This is a genomic window from Chroococcidiopsis sp. SAG 2025 (assembly GCF_032860985.1).
In the GTDB taxonomy this organism is placed as follows: Bacteria; Cyanobacteriota; Cyanobacteriia; order Cyanobacteriales; family Chroococcidiopsidaceae; genus Chroococcidiopsis.
Genome location: NZ_JAOCNC010000001.1, coordinates 1513154 through 1531126 on the forward strand (window position 1 = coordinate 1513154; position 17973 = coordinate 1531126).

Below are 17973 nucleotides of genomic sequence, written 5' to 3' on the forward strand. Positions count from 1 at the left end.
TCAATTACCATTGCGGATTCGATATAATCAACGCTTCTGCCGCATGGAAGTCTAAAGGTCTAGCAAAGAAATATCCTTGCCCGAAATCGCATCCCCAAGCTTTGAGTTGAGCGTATTGTTGAGCCGTTTCTATACCCTCAGCGATCGCATCCATACCCAAATTATGAGCTAGAGTATTAATCGTACTGACAATTTCCACATTTTCAGAATTAGGATTTATTTGACTGATAAAATAACTATCAATTTTAAAGTATTAATAGGAAATCGATGTAAATAGCTCAAGGAAGAATAACCTTTACCAAAATCATCAATACTTAGCTGAATATTTTTAGACCTAATTTTTAATAACATATCAATTGTTGCTTCTGTATGGTGTAGCAACATAGTTTCAGTAATTTCTAATCTTAAATGACTACCATCTAAGCCAGTCACAGCCAAAATTCGGTCTATCTGTTCGCTCAATTTGGGGTGGTTGATTTGCTGGCTAGCTAAATTGACACTGATTTTTAAAGTTGCTGCTTGAGGTAACTGTAACTGCCACTGCCGCAATTGATAGCAAGCTTGTTCTAAAACCCATTCACCAATGGGTACAATTAAACCAATTTCTTCTGCAATAGGAATGAATTCACCAGGGAAAACTAAACCTCGTTCTGGATGTTGCCAGCGGATGAGTGCCTCAAAGCCAACCATCTGACCGCTACTCAAAGATACAATCGGTTGGTAATGCAAGCAAAATTCTTGACGCTCCAAAGCTTGCCGCAAATCCCTTTCTAAATGCAGTAGTTGTAGCGTTTGAGCGTACATATCAGGGTTGAAAATTGTATATTGTGCCTTGCCGCTCTCTTTAGCTCGGTACATCGCCGTATCAGCATCCCGTAGCAACTCGGCGGGAGACTCGTATCCCATACCACTAAAAACTATACCGATACTAGCAGTAGTAAAAACCGTATGCCCCTCTAACTCAAATGGCTGGGCGAGTTCTGCTTGAATGCGATCTGCAATTTTGATTGCGTCGGCAATTTGCTCAATGTCTTCTAGTAAAATTGTAAACTCATCCCCACCAAAGCGCGCCACGGTATCTGAAGTACGCAAGCATTGTTGCATTAAACTGGTAAAAGCAATCAAGAGGCGATCGCCTACTGCATGTCCGAGGCTATCATTAACAATTTTGAAGCGATCGAGATCGATGAAAAGTACGGCAAACAGATAATCTGGATGTCGTTTGGTATATCTCAACGCTAGCTCCAACCGTTCCAGAAAAAACGTGCGATTTGGTAAGTCCGTCAGGTCATCGTGTAAAGCATCGTGGATGAGTTGTTGCTCGATCCGCTTGCGTTCGGTAATGTCAGAGATAATGCCATCGACTCGTAGTGGAATGCCTGTAGAGTCACAAATTAAATGAGCGCGAGCGCACAACCAGCGCACTTCACCATCAGCACGCACAATTCTGTATTCCGAGCTATGGCTACCCTGCGATTGCAAGATTTGCGTCCCTTTTTCCACCCGTTCGCGGTCTTCAGGATGTACGACTTCCATCCACAATTTCGGATTTTTAAAAAATTCTGTCGTCGGAATACCATAAACCTTCTGTGCGGCAGGATTGAGATAAATCAAGGCTGGATTTTGAGCGGAAACAGACCAGACAACTTCTTCTAAAGAGTTTAAAATGCTCTCCAGTCGTGCCTCGCTCTCATTTAATAGCTGAACTGCTTGCTGCCGTTCGAGAATTTCTTGTTGTAGTTTATGATTCGCTGCTGCTAATTGCGCGGTACGCTGTTCTACCCGTTGTTCTAGTTTGGTATTTAATTGCTGAATTTCTGCCTTAGCTGCTTGTAAGGCAAGTTGATTTTTAATCCGAGCTAAAACTTCTTCGACTTGAAACGGCTTAGTAATATAGTCAACTCCCCCGACTTCAAAAGCTCTGACTTTGTCTAGTACGTCGTCTAGAGCGCTCATAAAAATTATTGGAATTTCACGGGTTCGCGTCTCAGCTTTTAAGTGTTGGCAAACCTCATAACCATCTATGTCCGGCATTTTGACATCCAACAAAATTAAATCTGGTGCAGCTACCTGCGCTCCTTTTAATGCCATGTTGCCATTTTTAGCACACCGGACTTTGTAACCCTGCTCGGATAGCGTTGCTGATAGCACTCGCAAATTATCGGGAATATCGTCCACAATTAAGATTGTCTTTTCAGAGGCAGTCGCCCACTCACTGTTCATAAACTATAATCCGATCGCTGCTTGGGCGAGATTGAGAATATCATCAAAATCAAAATTGTTTGCCTGTTCGAGTAAGGCTGTTGCCAGAGGCGCATGAGTCTCGGGAATTTGCGCCACGAGCTGCGCGATTGTCTCCCCATCGAGTTGTGCCGCTGCTTGCTGTAGGTGTTCGAGCCAGTGGTGGGGCATAATTTGTAAGGATGAAGGATTAAGGACGCACGATGATACCTCGATCGCTACATCTTGTTTTTCTTCTTCCTCTTTGTAGGTGTAGCGCACGCCAATGTGCTGTGCCATCTTCTCAAACAGTTCTTCGGCACGGAAGGGTTTACGCATAAAATCATCGCACCCTGCCGAAAGTACCACTGCTTTTTCTTCCTCTAACGTGCTAGCAGTTAAGGCAATAATTATCGTTGCTTGCCCTTTGAGGTGCGATTTAATATATTCTGTCGTTTCGTAACCATTCATCACGGGCATCCGCATATCCATCCAAATTAGATGTGGTTCCCAACTCGACCACACCGCGATCGCGTCTTTACCATTTTCCGCTTCGCGCACTTCAAAGCCGATTGGAGTCAGCAGTTTGATGACGATTTGTCGATTTTCTGGGCGATCGTCTACTACTAAAATGCGATACTGTGGTTGTCCTGGTACGAGTCCAATCACCTGTCGCTGAGGTCGCTCCTGGGGAATGCTGCTAGGATCTGCTAGCTGTACGGGAATGGTAAATTCAAATTGCGTCCCGACTCCTATCTGGCTGCTGGCAGAAATCTCGCCTCCCATCAGTTGCACGAACTTTTGGCTAATTGCTAAACCCAAACCCGTACCTTGTTGTGATTTGCGCCCAGTTTCCGTTTGGATAAAGGCTTGAAACAACTGCCCTAACTCCTCTGCGGCTATGCCTACGCCTGTATCTTGGACTGTAAAAGTGAGTAGTGAGTGGGAATTTGGTGATTGGTAATTGGTAATTGGTAGTTGGTAGTTGGTAATTACTCCCCTTCTCCCACTCTCCCCCCTACTCCCTGCCGCCCGCTCGCAAAGCTTTCCGCCGTCGCACGGCGGAAAAGCTAGCGGGCGCTGCTCCCTGCTCCCTGCTATTACACGCACGGTCACGCTACCAGCAGGAGTAAATTTAAGCGCATTGCTAATGAGGTTGATTAAGATTTGACGCAATTTCTTTTCATCGCTTTTGATGCAGCGCGGTACATCTAGATGGCGATCGAATACGAGTTGTAAACCCAAAGTGTCTGCTTTGAGTTGAAACATTTCTTCGACTGCATTCAGCATTAAGTACAGGTCAAATTCCTGTGGATGCAGTGTCAGCCGTCCGGCTTCAATTTTGGACATATCGAGTACGTCGTCGATCAGCGCCAGTAGGTGTTTGCCACTACGATTGATGATGCTGACATTTTCCTGCTGTTCCAAAGTGAGAGTACGATTGCGTTGCATCAGTTGGGCAAAGCCGAGAATGGCATTGAGGGGAGTACGCAATTCGTGACTCATGTTTGCCAAAAATTCGCTTTTGGCTTTGTTTGCCGCTTCTGCTGTTTCTTTTGCTGTTTCCGCTGCCACTTTAGCTTCGTTGAGTTCGCGGGTGCGTTGCTGCACTCGGTTCTCTAGTTGCTCGAAAGAGTCTTTGAGTTGAGCCGCCATCCGGTTGAAAGAGTGGGACAAAGTTTTTAATTCTTTGACAGCACTAACTTTGACTTCTTGATTCAGATCTCCTGTCGCGATCGCTTCAGAAGCTAGGCTCAATCGCCCAATCGGTTGAGCGATCCAACGGGAAGTAACAATTCCCAATACAGTTGCTACTAGTAATGCCAAAAGACACAGCAAAATCGTCATGCGCGTGTTGGCATTAATTTGTGCCATGAAGTCGGATTCTGGTACGACGACTACAACTAGCCAATCCAAGCCATAGCGATCGCGCCACGGTTGTACGTGCAGGAATTGGCGATCGCCTTCCAGTTGAAAGTTTAATGTTTGACTATTTTGGATTGCTTTAAAGCTGCCGAATTTCTGTTGTAAATACTTGGCTGTAGCTCGAATTTTTGGGTTTTGACTGTCCGCAGCACTGATTCTATATGTATTTTTATTGGCAATTTTGTATGGTTTTTCAGTACCAGAATTAGCGATTAACAGTCCATCTCGTTCGATAATAAAGACTTGTCCTGACGGACTAATGTGTATCTTTCGGAGGAAATCGCTGATATCGGACAGCAGCAGATCGACCCCAATTACAGCAACTAGTTTGCGAGCTTTATCGTAGATCGGGTAATTCGCAGAAGCCGCTACATATCCCTCATATCCTTCTGTAGTGTATACCCGCGTCCAGTTGGTTTGCCTGCCTTTACTGTTTGGGCATACCACACATCTTTCAAAGGTTCGTACTCGCTTACTTGCTCTAGCTTCAAGCGATTTCCCTGCTTGTCTGTCGAATAAGTGTAGTATTTCCCTTGAGTACGAGGAGAAATTTCATCGATTGTTACATCTTGCCCTTCTATCCAACGTCCTGCTCCAGCAAATTCACCGCTTGCAAGCACATAACCGATATAGCTAACCTTGTCATAAACCTGCATTTGTTGCCAAAAATACTTGCCTGTATCTTGAAAATCTCTCAGATTGAGCTTTCCCGTCTCTACAGCACTGACATTGAGCTGATTGATTTGGTGAGGCGTTGCTAGGTAAGCATTGAGGCGTTCGTTCACTAACTGGTTAGTTTTATCCATCAACTGGTGAGCCAGATCGTTAACTGCTTGTTGTCCGTTACGTAAAGAAAAGTATCCAGTCAATCCGACAGCAGCAAAAATTTGCAGCACGAATGGCAATATCAACAGGAGGCGTAGAGGTACTTCCCGATCGCTTTTGTGATTTTGGTTAGTTAAAGGTTTTGGCAGCATACTGTAAATTCAACAACTCCACAATAAGCAAACCGTAACGAGCAGAGAATTAGTGCTAATCTAGGCAGCTAAATGGAGATAATTTATTACAGACTGCAAAATAGTCTAACGACATCCGAGTTTCTGCCGATCTTCACTTTTTCTAAATTATTTAAACACAGAGAAGCCAAAAAGGATGTTTGAGGAGCTTTACCAGATTAGGGCGATGACCGGGTTCAATCTCTGATTTTTCTTGAAATTTTTCTTGACCGAGCGTCTTAATCTTTAAAATATTACATCTATCATTAGTTATAATTTTATTTACTTAAAATTTAACTTGAAAATTGCATGAAATAATGGGTTGTAAAAACGCAAGTTACTACGTCTCTACAACCCATGAACCGACCCTTAACTAAGAGTCAAAATCGAATTCAATTGCGATTATTGCGACAAATTAATTCAGATAGCTCTCAATCAACTGGCGATATTGACTCTTTTGCTTCACGCCTTTGGTTTCACTCAGCAACTCCTTATCTTTAAAGAATTGAATCGTTGGCGTTCCCGTGACTTGAGCGTTCTCGGCAATATCGGGGTCTGCTTGAATGTCAATTTCGACAAAGTGAATTTTGCCGTCAAACTCATCGACAACTTTATTCAGAATCGGTTTGAGCGTATGGCAAGGACCGCATCCAGGCGAGACATATTTCACTATCAGGAGGCGATCGCTATCATGAAATAGTTTGCGTAAAGCATAACCACCATAATGCCGCGTCTGAGCTAGATCGAATTCTTCTGGGGTGGCGGCTTGCTTGGCTTGATGTTCCAGTTCGTTATTGGGAGTCTCTGGTTTTTGGTGGAATTCTTGAATCAATCCATTCACCGACAGCCACCGCTCTGCTAGCATTGCTCCCATACAACCGCTACCAGCAGCCGTAATCGCTTGGCGATATTCGTGGTCTTGCACGTCTCCAGCCGCGAATACTCCTTCGACACTGGTTTCTACCGAACCGTGCTTGGTGACAATGTATCCTACATCATCTAATTCCAGTTGACCTTTAAATAAAGATGTGTTGGGATTGTGACCGATCGCGTAGAATAAACCCCGCACGTCTAGCTTACTTTCTTCACCTGTCTTGTTATTACGGATCAGCAAGCCTTCCATGTGCTTTTCGTTGCCAAACACATCTACTGCTTCCGTATTCCAGTGAACGGTAATTTTGGGATTATTCAAAACGCGGTCTTGCATTGCTTTACTAGCACGCATTTTGTCTCCCCGCACTAACATGTGTACCTCGTCGCCATATTTAGTTAGGTAAATCGATTCTTCAGCGGCAGAGTCACCAGCACCAATCACGGCTAATTTCGCTCTGTGAAAGATCGGGGTAGCGCCATCGCAGATCGCACATGCTGATATGCCTCGGCTCCAAAACTGATGTTCATCCGGCAGTCCCAAACGCTTTGCTGTGGCTCCAGTGGCAATGACAATGCTATTTGTCTTAAATTCTCGCTCCTCAGAACGGACGGTAAACGGACGCTGCGACAAGTCAACTGCAATTACGTCCTCGGTGTATAACTCTGCTCCCCAGCGTTCTGCCTGAGCCTTCATCCGATCCATTAGTTCCGGTCCTGTAATTCCTTCTGGAAAACCAGGGAAGTTTTCTACTTCTGTCGTCGTCATCAGCTGCCCACCAGGTAAGCCCCCTGCTTGGAAGCCTTCAAAGACAACAGGTTTGAGGTTTGCCCGCGCTGCATAGATAGCTGCCGTGTATCCAGCGGGTCCAGAGCCAATAATCACTAAGTTCTCAACAGCAGGATTGGTCATAGGGGTAAGTATGAACTCATAACGACTACGCTTTTGTTATTATAGCAAGAGCTATAGAGAAGTCAAAAGTCAAAAGTCAAAAGTCAGAAGTCAAAAGTCAAAAGTCAAAACCTAGAAATCAGGAGTCATAATTTTTCTCCCTCAGCTCCCGAGAGCCTCCCCAGCTCCCACAGCTCTCTTCCCCGACCCCCACTCTCCCACTCCCGACTCCCGACTCCCCTTAGAAACTCTAATACTGCTGCATTCACTGCCTGGTTTGCACCAGCTGAGGCATCATGACCGCAATTGGGCAGAATTTTTAATTGAGCGTTAGGGATACGCGATCGCAATTTCTCGCCATCGCTACACGGAAACCAGCTATCTTGTTTTCCCCATAAAATTAGGGTTGGACATTTAATTTTGTGTAAATGATTTTGAATCTTAGTAATTAAACTGGGTTTTTTTGCTTGCAAGTGTTCGATTTCTGCTGCCGCAATTTGTAAGTCTTCTGCAACTTTGGCGATCGTCCCAGGAAATTCTACAAACGGATAGGTAAGCCAATAGACATCTTCGTCCGTCAACATTGAGGGATCGAACAGTACAGATCGCCGCTCTAATCGCATCAATTCCCGCATGACGGGGGCAAAAAAATATGGAAACCGAGTTGAGTCGATCGCTTTGACTATTTCTGTGGGTAATTGCGACAGCAACCACATACCCCAATGCGGTAAGCGTTCGGGAAAAATTGGGACATTGACAACGATTAACTTTTCGATCAGTTGAGGATAAGCAAGCGCCAGCCCCAAACTGACTAATGCACCTAGTGATTCTGCAACGATGATGGCTGGTTCGTTGCACAAGCCGCTAACAATCCGCGATAGCTCGATCAATTGGTGATCGTGTCTTTCTCTGCGTAATGGCTTTTCCGAAAACCCGTAACCTTTAGCATCGAAACAAATAACGCGAAAGTATTTCGATAAGGGTTCGACGCTGTAACGCCAGTTGTAACTCCAACTACCAATTCCATGAATTAAAAATAGTGGCTTACCCGTGCCTTTCTCTCCGTAAGCAATAGAAACTGGGTAACCATTCGCATCAAGAATTTTTAATGTTTGTCTCCCCTTGGGAAATGTCGCCTGCCACCAGTCCTTCATTCCTGTCTTAAGACCTCAATTAGCTAGTCACTGCATTTAAGAGCAGTTTAAAAACTAGCACACTAAAGGTTACTAAACCTATACCAATAATTAAGAACCCTACTACTAGTAGAAACATCAACCAGCGATTGGCAGGCTTGCTGATATTTGTGACTCCTAAATGTGTTTCTATTAGCTCCAAGTTCTTAACGTTGGCTTTCCAGGCGAAATCAAACCAGTCACCCACAATTGGGACAGTACCAACTACGCTTTCTAAAAGAATATTACTCACCATTTTTCCCAGCGTCTCTTTGGGAAGTCCCAAGCGCACGGCTTCTAGTACTATGTATGCAGAAAGCGCCGTGCCGATAAAATCTCCCGCGCCTGGTATCAATCCTAAAATGGGGTCTAAACCGATGCGAAACTTCGTCCCTGGAATTGCGATCGCATTATCCATTAGGTGTGTTAGTTTACGCAAGCGTTGAATAATAGCAAGTCGGGGATGATTTGTCACAACAGGAATTGGCGAAGTCCGAGACATTTTGAGGGGTGAGGAGTTAGGGGCTAGGGAAAATAACTTGATTGTTTACTGCAAATTGAACTGTAACAGACTGAAACACAGCAAATTGAACTTTGGCACAAAGGCTATTACTGTCAATCTAAACATAGCTGAATACACTATGGGTTGTACCTATAGCCATATTTACCTAGCAATAGGGTGTGAAATGTGGGTATTGTCACTTACTACTGCTGTACGGGCGGGTTTACTTGAAATCTCGATTCCAAACAAAGTTTTTTGGTGAACCCGCCCCTACAACCATCAACTAATAACTAACAACTAACACCCAACTCCTTGCTTTTGGGCTTGATCTTGCAGGGCATAATCGCGAAATCTTTCCATATTGGCTTGCAGCGTCGATTCGACTGCACGACCTAAAAATAGGCTATCCATGATTTTTCCTAAAATCCCTGGAAAGGCATAGGCGACGCTGAGCTTAACAATGGTACTAGTGTGGCGATCGTAAAACCGAATTGCGCCTTGATTTGGCAGACCATCCACAGATTCCCATTGAATAATTTGATTTGGTACTTTCTTCAAAATGCGCGAATGCCAGTCGAACTGCAATCCCCCCGTATTCAAATGCCAACGGGACAACTCAGGGTTATCCTCCAGCACTTTTACCGACTCAATCCACTTCATCCAACGCGGCATCTGCTCCAGATCTGACCACAATTCCCATACTTGGTCAACGGGAACTGGCACTTCAACCTGTACGCTATGCTCTAACCAATCTGGCATTGACTTTTCCTCTGCGTTGTTTAGTGTCTATGCGGTATCGCTCGAAGCTACTACCGCGCCTGCGTTTACCTATACAGCCGACAACTCACCTTGGCTGGCTAGTTTTTCACTTGCCAGAATTGCTTTCGCAGCCAATCGCCCCGAAAGTGTTGCCCCTTCCATACTATCGATGTAGTCTTGCTGGGTGTAGCTCCCCGCTAGGAAGAAATTCGCGACTGGCGTAGTTTGATAAGGACGATACGGTTCCATCCCTGGTGCTTCGCGATAGAGAGACTGCGCTAACTTGACAACGCTATACCAAGTCATATTTAACTCTCGCGACGAGGGGAATAGTTCGTGGACTTGCTTGAGAACGTGTTGGGCGATCGCCTCGTTACTTTCTTTAATAAAAGGATCGCCTGGTGTTAGTACCAGTTGCAACAAAGAACCCTGTCCCTCACGGTAATAATCTGTCGGGCTAGTTAAAGCCAAGTCTGCAAAACAAGAAAAGTCGGCATCCGGCGTATACAGTAAATTATCGATGCCTGCGGCTTGCTGCAATTGCTGGCGTTTTTGAGCGTCTTGCAGTTCTGTCACCCAACCATCAAACCGCAATTGCACCGTTGCTACTGGTACTGCTTCTAACTTATAAATGTTGTCAAATTGCGACCATTGCCGCCATGCCGCAGGTAAGAGCCGTTGAATTCCCGGGACATCGCAAGCACAGACATAGGCATCGGCAGTAATCGTTTCTTCTGTCTCGCCACTAGCAACAACTATGCCCGTGACGCGGGTTTCTCCCCTGTCTTCGGCAAACTGAATTTCTCTGACTCGCCGCCGCGTGAAAATTTTGACCTGCCTATCCTCTAAATACTTCACAATTGGTTTGTGCAAAAACTCATCTGGCGAACCTTCCAACATCCGCAACACCGAAGCCTCGCTTCTAGCAGCAAACATTTGGAAAATTGTCAACATGCAACGAGCAGAGATATGTTCGCAGTCGATAAAACCCAAAGCATAGGCAATGGGGTTCCACATGCGTTTAATACTGCCATTGCTGCCACCCTGACGGCGAAACCAATCGGCAAAACTGATGTTGTCGAGGCTGCGGATTGTTTTCATTGCCCCCTCGAAGTCGATTAAACCCCGCACGATGGGGCTAGTACCGAGGGCGATCGCATTTTGGACTTTATCTTGTAGAGATAGCTGCGAAGTCGTGAAAAAGGCTTTTAATCCATTAAACGGCGCACCTGTAATAAACCGAAAATCTAACGCTCCGGTGCGTCCGCCTTTATTAATAAAATTATGCACGTGTTCTTTTCGCAGTAGGTGTTCAAATGCCCCTACCTGCTTCATTAATTCAAATAGCTGGTAATAATTGCCGAAAAAGACGTGCAACCCCATCTCAACATGGTTGCCATTGGGATCTACCCAACTCCCGACTTTTCCACCTACAAAGGGGCGAGACTCATAAATCTCTACTTCCCAGCCAGCATCCGCCAACGTGACGGCAGTTGCTAGCCCAGCCAGCCCCGCACCGACAATCGCAACCCGCATGTGTTATATTTCCCGCTCAGTTTCTTTACGTATATTAACAGGGAGCAGGGAGCAGGGAGTAGGGAGTCAGGAGGGACAAGGGGACAAAGGGGACAAGGGGACAAGGGGGATAAGGAGGACAAAGGGGACAAGGGGATAAGGAGAAGTTAATATCTTCTTCCCCTGCTCTCTGCTCCCTGCTCCCTGCTCCCTAATAACTGACAACTGGTAACTGTCGCTACGTTCGGATAGTGGCGATCGCAGTAATCTGGGATTAAAATCTGTGAAGCAAGTATTGGCAAAGGTGCAGATCTTTGCTTAATGACGCAACAAAGCTCTGTAGGTAGTAAAAGTAGAGAAAGTTTAGCATCTAACTTATGGTAGAACCTATGAAAACTCCTCATAAAGTTGTCATCGTTGGTGGCGGCTTTGCGGGGCTGTATGCAGCCAAAGCATTAGGAAAAAGTGGTTTCGATGTCACTTTAGTGGATAAGCGGAATTTTCATCTGTTTCAACCCCTGCTCTATCAAGTTGCTACGGGAACTCTATCCCCAGCCGATATTTCGTCGCCGTTGCGGGCGATTTTGAATCGACAAAAAAACACGAGAGTGCTGATGGGCGAAGTCATCGATCTCGATCCTCAACAGCAAAAAATTATTTTGCGTAATGGAGAATTAGCCTACGATAGCCTGATTGTCGCTACTGGGGTAAGTCACCATTATTTCGGTAACGATAACTGGGCAGAGGTTGCACCAGGACTCAAAACTGTAGAAGATGCTTTAGAGATGCGGCGGCGAATTTTTCTAGCTTTTGAAGCAGCTGAAAAGGAAACCGATCCAGAAAAACGTCGCGCTTGGTTGACTTTTGCGATCGCGGGCGGGGGACCAACGGGAGTAGAATTAGCTGGGGCGATCGCGGAGCTTGCTTACAGTACTTTAAAGCGCGATTTCCGCAATATTGACACCAAAGAAACCCAAATCTTGCTGATAGAGGGTATGGATCGCATCCTACCACCCTACGATCCAAAGTTATCGGCTCAAGCGGCGCACTCTTTAGAGCGATTGGGCGTAACGATCAAAACTAAAACTTTAGTTACGAACGTCACCGAGGATGCTGTGACGATTCGTCAAGGCGAGAATATTGAATCCATTCCTACGCGGACGGTTTTATGGGCGGCGGGTGTTAAAGCTTCATCAATGGGAGAAGCGATCGCCCAACGCACGGGGGCGCAACTCGATCGGGTGGGACGAGTCATAGTCGAACCCGATTTGAGTCTGGCTAACTATGCAAATATTTTCATCATCGGCGACTTGGCAAGTTATTCTCACCAAGATAATCAGCCTTTACCAGGAGTTGCACCCGTAGCCATGCAAGAAGGGCAGTACGTAGCAGAATCGATCCAACGCAGGCTTCAGGGACAAGCTGTGACTCCTTTTCGCTACGTAGATATCGCTAGCCTAGCCGTGATCGGACGCAATGCCGCAGTGGTAGATTTACGCTTTGTCAAGTTTTCGGGAATTTTTGCTTGGTTAATTTGGCTGTTCGTGCATATTTACTACCTAATTGAATTTGACAATAAGTTGGTAGTCATTTTTCAGTGGGGCTGGAACTATTTCACCCGCAAGCGAGGAGCGAGGTTAATTACTGGCGAAGAATCATTACTCCAGTTAGGAATTGATGAAAACGGTAATTATTACGCGCCATCAGGCGATCGCGCGAACGTAGTTACTACTCACACCTAGTTAAGTTGTCGGCTTGATAGTTTGTTATCGAAAATTTTGGGTTTAAAACCCCGCCCTTTAACGTAGTGGAGGGCGGCTTTACACAGGAACAAAAAGCGTGTAAAATACTTTCATGCTAAACATGACATGGGAATTTAAGCTAGAACCAACTCCAGAACAGGTCGATACTATCGAGCGGATATTCGCTGTGTGTCGCTCTGTGTGGAACTTTGCTTTGCGGGAACGCAAAGATTGGTTGAATTCCCGATCTGCACCCGTCAACACTTGTTCAATCGAACAAGAATATATACTCCCTGCTGATGAACCGTACCCCAGTTACCACACTCAAGCCAAGCGGTTAACTCTAGCCAAAGAGCAATTCCCGATACTTAAAGACGTACATTCTCAAGTCCTGCAACAAGTCTTGAGAACGCTGGATCGGGCATTTGAAGACATGAGAGCGAAGAAACTAGGCTTTCCTCGCTTCAAGAACAAATATCGAATGCGGTCATTTGTCTTTCCTCAACTGTCTAAAAACCCGCTAATCGGAGATGTACTAAAGCTCCCACAACTGGGGCAGATACGTCTGCGCTTGTCGCGTCAAATACCAGAGGGTTTTGAAATCAAACAAGCTAGGATTGTGCGACGGGCTAATGGTTACTTTGTCATGTTGGCGCTACAGTTGGATGTATCAGTACCAGATACCCCAATATCCGGTCATCCGCGAGGCTTGGATTTGGGATTCGATAAATTCGTAGCTACTAGCGATAACGAGCAGATTAATAGACCCCGTTTTTTGCAAACCCTGCAACGCGAGCTGAAATTGCTGCAACGTAGATTAAAGCACATGAAGTTGGGATCTAATAATAGACATAAGCTCAATCAAAAGATAGCGAGAATTCATCAACAAATTACTGATACTAGAAAAGACTGGCACTTTAAGCTAGCCCATCGTTTATGCAACGGTGCAGGAATGATATTTGTCGAAGACATTGACTTTCGTTCTTGGGCGAGAGGGATGTTGAGCAAACATAGTGCCGATGCTGGTTTTGGTCAATTTGTGAATATCCTGCAATGGGTGTGCTTTAAACGCAACGTCTTTTTTGCCAAAGTAGACAAGAACTACACTTCGCAGCAGTGTCCTGAATGTGGGACGCACACAGGCAAGAAAGAACTAAGCGAACGAATTCATTCCTGTCCGGTCTGTTTCTATACGACTTCGCGGGATGTTGCGGCGGCGCAAGTAATTAGAAATCGCGGATTAGAACTAGTTTCTGGGCTAGGGCATAGCCTAGAAGTAAAACAAACTGTCTGTGGACTGGATGCGGCGGGGGCTAGTGGTAACGTTAGTCTAGCTGGCACGGGACGAAGCAGAAAACTCAAGAAGTGATTCTTGGGAATCCCCGCACCTTTCAGGTCGGGGAGGATGTCAACGAGCGGATTCTTTTAGGCAAACGTGCAGTGATTAAATCAGTCAGATAGAACACTCTTGGCACCGTAGTCTCTTCAATTTTTTGGTCAAGCGGATAACGCCATCAAGCTACGTCTTCAGCTTTGAGTTAAGAACTAGGGCAGGAAGTCGGTGTTGTCTTTAAATGACTTGATGATGTGGTATCGCCACTAGTGAGAATTATCGCGCCGTTGCGATCGTATTGCCAGGATGTGGCTTCAGTTATGGTTTCTACAGGGGGTGTAGGTGTAGTATTAGTTGCTACTGGGGTAGTTGTTTCTACTGCGGCACGGTTTTGAGTGTCTGGTGTTTGCAGAGTTGCCCAATCGGTGAGGAGGGCATCAGAACTGAGTTTATCTGCTGGTGCAGGGGGTAAGCCGCCGCGTCCGGCAACGGTGAAGCGATTTTCGGCTCCAGATGGGCATCCGGCTGCGACTAAAGAGGAAGCATCGACTAGTCCTGTAGGCAGTTCCACAATATCGCGGCTGGGGTCGATATCGGCAGTATTAAAGCTGACATTGCCACTTAAAGAAGGATCGCTAAGAGAGATTGCCACTACATCATTAGAACTTAGTTGGTTGAAGACTCTATCAAAATCTTCTGCACTGGGGATGTCGGTTCCTAACAAAGATAGAAGTGTTTCGCCATCAATTCGCGTTAGTCCAAAAATGCCTTGAGCATTAATCTCAATTTTACCCCCGCTACCACGGAAAGCATTAGCTGTGATGTCATTGTTACCATTAGCATTGGCGATGACCAGGGGGGAATTAATTGTGATATTGCCACCATTTCCACCTTGTTCTAAGCCTCCTGCTGAGGTAGAGATCTGGCTACCGTTACGTAGCCTCACGCTCTTACTCGCTCGTAATTCAATATCTCCACCATTACCTGTGAATAATGATTGAGCAAAAATACCACCGTAGTTAAGCTCAAGGGAGCGAACATCTACGTCAATATCGCCTGCATCTCCTTGTCCTGCACTGCTGCTATTTAATTGACCACTGTTACTGAGGAAAAGCGATCGTGCTTTGATACTAATGTCACCACCTTTGCGCTCGCCTTGCAACTCCTGCGTAGTGGAAAGCAAACTAGAAAAGACTCCACTAGCAAAAGTTTGCTCTCCTTGGGCAGTCTGGATGGTATGCACTCCATCGATGGCAATTCGATCTTTAACATCAATGGCGATGTTGCCTGCACTTCCCCTGCCTTCAGAGACAGTATTGATTTGAGCGCCATCGCGCAAGAATAGGTTTCCAGCATTAAGAGTAATATCACCACCCTTGCCATTGCTGTCAATGCCTACGTTGTTGAAAATGCCACTTCTGATATCTGGTTCGGTTAATCCAGTAAAAGTAGCAGTCTCGGCAATTTCAACTTTGATGCTACCTGCATCACCTTGACCATAAGTGCCAGCATTGACGTTACCGCCATCAGTCAAATCTATCGCTCGCGCTTTGATGTTAATGTCACCACCTTTGCGGTCGCCTTGCAACTCCTGTGGTGTGAAGTTCAAGTTAGAAAAGACTCCGCTAGGAATAGGTTGTTCTCCTTGAGCAGTTTGGATAGTACCCACTCCATCGATGGCAATTCGATCTTTAACATCAATGGTGATGTTGCCTGCACTTCCCCTGCCTTCAGAGACAGTATTGATTTGAGCGCCATCGCGCAAGAATAGATTGCCAGCATTGAGAGTGATGTCACCACCTTTACCAGTGCTGGTAGGGTATACGTTACTGAACAAACCACTTGGGATATTTGATTTAGTTAACCCAGTAAAAGTAGCAGTATCGATAATTTCAAGTTTGATTCTGCCTGCATCACCTTGACCATAAGTGCTAGCAGTAATGTTACCACCATTGGTCAAAGACAGCGATCGCGCTTTAATATTGATATTGCCACCTCTACCAACACCAGTCGATCCCACTATGCTAAAGACTCCACTGGCAAAATTTACTCCTTCACTAACACGTACTCTATCTACAAAGATGTTATCGCGGGCTTCAATTACAATACTGCCTGCATCACCTTGACCTAAAGTACTTGCAGTAACGATCCCCGCATCAGTGATAGATAAGGAATTACTCTTGAGGTTGACATTGCCACCTTTGCCCTTGCCTCCTCGTTCTACATTGCTAAAGATACCACTGCGGATGTTACCTCCTCCCACTCCGCTAATGAACACTGTATCGCTGACATCAATATTAATGTTGCCTGCATTTCCTTGCCCAAACGTACCAGCCGCAATACCCCCGCCATCAGCAAGAGATAGAGATCGCGCTGTAATGTTAATATCACCTCCTTTGCGATCGCCCTGCAACTCCTGAAACAAACTAGAAAAGACCCCACTAGGAATAGGTTGCTCTCCTTGGGTAGTCTGGATGGTACGCACTCCATCCATAGCAATTCGATCTTCAACATCAATTGTGATGTTACCCGCACTTCCTCCGCCTTCAGAGCTAGTATTGATTTGACCCCCATCGCGCACAGAAAGGTTTCCAGCATTGAGAGTGATGCTGCCACCTTTGCCAATACCACCAGAGCCTACGTTGTTGAAAATGCCACTTCTGATCCCTGATTCGCTTACTCCACTAAAAGTAGCAGTCTCGGCAATTTCAACTTTGATGCTACCTGCATCGCCAACACCAAAAGTGCTAGCAGTAATGTTACCACCATTGCTCAAAGACAGCGATCGGGTTTTGATGTCAATATCTCCACCCTTGCCTTCTGCTCCAGAACCCACAAAGGTGAAAACCGCGCTTGAGTATTCACCGTTGATGTCGCTAATATCAAAGGAATTGCGAATGTCAATTACTACCTTTCCAGCATTGCCATTTCCACCAGGCAGTGTATTTGAAGCGTTACGAACTATAGCCTGAATTTGACCACCATCAGTCAAAGACAGCGAATCAGCTTTAACATTAATGATGCCGCCAGTACCATTAGCTCCATCCTCTACATTACTGAGAATTCCGCTAGTACGTTGATTGATTACTCCAGAAAAAGTGATGCTATTAGCATTGATATTCATATTGCCTGCATTTCCCTTTCCGTAAGTGCTAGCTTCTAGTTGTCCACCGCCAATCAACTCAAGCGTTCCAGCTGTAACATTAAGATCTCCACTATTGCCGACAGCTCCTCTTTGCACTGAATTAGTGATAAAGCTGCCATCAGCAAGAGCAATCCTTCCTATTGCATTAATTTCGATGTTTCCCGCCTTGCTATCAGGCGAGCCAAACCCCGAGCGTATCCCAGCCCCCATATTGCTCCCTTGGGCAAGACTTAAGTTTTGAGAGTTTGTAGCGATACTACCGCCCCTATCAGCAGCAACGTCAACCACAGATAAATTTGTCAGCGATATATCTCCTAAAGCTAAATCTGTAGGAAAACTGAAGCGGAAACCACTACTATCTGGACTGATTTCTACAACTCCTGGGGCTGCAACTGCACCTAGTTCTATTTGTCCGCCTCTTGCAGTCAACCGTCCGCCTTCCAAGTTAACGTTACCACCAACTAGTCCTAAAGTTGTCCCAGCACCTACCTGTAAACCCTCGTTGCTAGCGCGGTTGATAATACTCCCTGAATTCGTACCAAACTGCAAACCCAAGGGAACGCTGACGGTGAGTAACGGCGCACCTGTACCTGGTGTAGCACTAAACTGTGTCCCATCGGCGAAATTGATACTGCTAGCCGTAGTAGCAATAAACGAACCACCAACATCCAATCTGGCATTCTGACCGAAAATAATCCCATTGGGATTGAGCAAAAATAAGTTAGCTGCTCCGTTGGCTCGAATCAAACCATCAATATTAGATATGGAGCCACCCGTAACCCTACTAAGAATATTTTGAATATCTAGAGCATTGTTAAAAATAGCTGCTCCATTGGTAGGCACAGAAAACCGATCAAAACTGTGGAATAAATTCCCACCCTGCCTAGTGGGACTTTAAAACT

At 45.6% G+C, this 17973-nt stretch carries 10 protein-coding genes and 2 pseudogenes; 2 read left to right on the forward strand and 10 right to left on the reverse strand.

Translation table 11 applies throughout. From position 1 onward, the window contains the following. Positions 1 to 4: 4 nt before the first annotated feature. From N4J56_RS07330 to N4J56_RS07370, 9 genes and pseudogenes are all read right to left on the reverse strand, one after another. Positions 5 to 2223: pseudogene (locus N4J56_RS07330) on the reverse strand (EAL domain-containing protein). Between the two features lie 3 nt (positions 2224 to 2226). Next, entirely contained in the window at positions 2227 to 4593 is a 2367-nt protein-coding gene (locus N4J56_RS07335) for a hybrid sensor histidine kinase/response regulator (protein ID WP_317105867.1), read from the reverse strand. Further along, positions 4515 to 5123 carry a hypothetical protein gene (locus tag N4J56_RS07340; RefSeq protein WP_317105868.1) on the reverse strand — a complete coding sequence of 203 codons (609 nt, stop codon included), beginning with the start codon at positions 5121 to 5123 and terminating at the stop codon, positions 4515 to 4517. The genes N4J56_RS07335 and N4J56_RS07340 overlap by 79 nt, the downstream gene beginning before the upstream one ends. A 433-nt stretch (positions 5124 to 5556) precedes the next feature. Continuing rightward, positions 5557 to 6924 carry a thioredoxin-disulfide reductase gene (trxB, locus tag N4J56_RS07345; RefSeq protein ID WP_317105869.1) on the reverse strand — a complete coding sequence of 456 codons (1368 nt, stop codon included), beginning with the start codon at positions 6922 to 6924 and terminating at the stop codon, positions 5557 to 5559. 125 nt (positions 6925 to 7049) lie between these two features. Beyond that, complete coding sequence (locus tag N4J56_RS07350) at positions 7050 to 8057, reverse strand: alpha/beta hydrolase (RefSeq protein ID WP_317105870.1); 1008 nt, start codon at positions 8055 to 8057, stop codon at positions 7050 to 7052. Between the two features lie 19 nt (positions 8058 to 8076). Further along, on the reverse strand, positions 8077 to 8577 hold the full coding sequence (locus tag N4J56_RS07355) for a DUF4112 domain-containing protein (RefSeq protein WP_317105871.1): 501 nt from the start codon (positions 8575 to 8577) through the stop codon (positions 8077 to 8079). Between the two features lie 297 nt (positions 8578 to 8874). Next, positions 8875 to 9336: an SRPBCC family protein gene (locus N4J56_RS07360; protein WP_317105872.1), complete on the reverse strand. Its 462-nt coding sequence runs from the start codon at positions 9334 to 9336 to the stop codon at positions 8875 to 8877. A 69-nt stretch (positions 9337 to 9405) separates the two neighbouring features. Then, positions 9406 to 10872 (reverse strand): 9,9'-di-cis-zeta-carotene desaturase, encoded by a 1467-nt coding sequence (gene zds / locus N4J56_RS07365; protein WP_317105873.1) that lies wholly within the window; start codon positions 10870 to 10872, stop codon positions 9406 to 9408. Between the two features lie 146 nt (positions 10873 to 11018). Next, positions 11019 to 11153, reverse strand: coding sequence for a hypothetical protein (locus tag N4J56_RS07370; protein ID WP_317105874.1), 135 nt, complete (start codon positions 11151 to 11153; stop codon positions 11019 to 11021). A gap of 87 nt (positions 11154 to 11240) precedes the next feature. Here N4J56_RS07370 and N4J56_RS07375 point away from each other — a divergent pair, with 87 nt between their 5' ends. Both N4J56_RS07375 and N4J56_RS07380 read left to right on the forward strand, forming a co-directional pair. Continuing rightward, entirely contained in the window at positions 11241 to 12593 is a 1353-nt protein-coding gene (locus N4J56_RS07375; RefSeq protein ID WP_317105875.1) for an NAD(P)/FAD-dependent oxidoreductase, read from the forward strand. Between the two features lie 112 nt (positions 12594 to 12705). After that, positions 12706 to 13962 (forward strand): transposase, encoded by a 1257-nt coding sequence (locus N4J56_RS07380; protein WP_317105876.1) that lies wholly within the window; start codon positions 12706 to 12708, stop codon positions 13960 to 13962. Positions 13963 to 14131: 169 nt separating this feature from the next. Here the strand turns inward: N4J56_RS07380 and N4J56_RS07385 are convergent. Continuing rightward, positions 14132 to 17944, reverse strand: a pseudogene (locus tag N4J56_RS07385) (filamentous hemagglutinin N-terminal domain-containing protein); the annotation flags it as partial. Positions 17945 to 17973 lie beyond the last annotated feature (29 nt).

What these genes read in the sequence shown, in the direction of transcription:
- N4J56_RS07355 (WP_317105871.1), bottom strand. Translation starts at nt 8,577, where the DNA reads ATGTCTCGGACTTCGCCAATTCCTGTTGTGACAAATCATCCCCGACTT.
- trxB (WP_317105869.1), bottom strand. Translation starts at nt 6,924, where the DNA reads ATGACCAATCCTGCTGTTGAGAACTTAGTGATTATTGGCTCTGGACCC.
- N4J56_RS07375 (WP_317105875.1), top strand. Translation starts at nt 11,241, where the DNA reads ATGAAAACTCCTCATAAAGTTGTCATCGTTGGTGGCGGCTTTGCGGGG.
- N4J56_RS07350 (WP_317105870.1), bottom strand. Translation starts at nt 8,057, where the DNA reads ATGAAGGACTGGTGGCAGGCGACATTTCCCAAGGGGAGACAAACATTA.
- zds (WP_317105873.1), bottom strand. Translation starts at nt 10,872, where the DNA reads ATGCGGGTTGCGATTGTCGGTGCGGGGCTGGCTGGGCTAGCAACTGCC.
- N4J56_RS07380 (WP_317105876.1), top strand. Translation starts at nt 12,706, where the DNA reads ATGCTAAACATGACATGGGAATTTAAGCTAGAACCAACTCCAGAACAG.
- N4J56_RS07360 (WP_317105872.1), bottom strand. Translation starts at nt 9,336, where the DNA reads ATGCCAGATTGGTTAGAGCATAGCGTACAGGTTGAAGTGCCAGTTCCC.
- N4J56_RS07340 (WP_317105868.1), bottom strand. Translation starts at nt 5,123, where the DNA reads ATGCTGCCAAAACCTTTAACTAACCAAAATCACAAAAGCGATCGGGAA.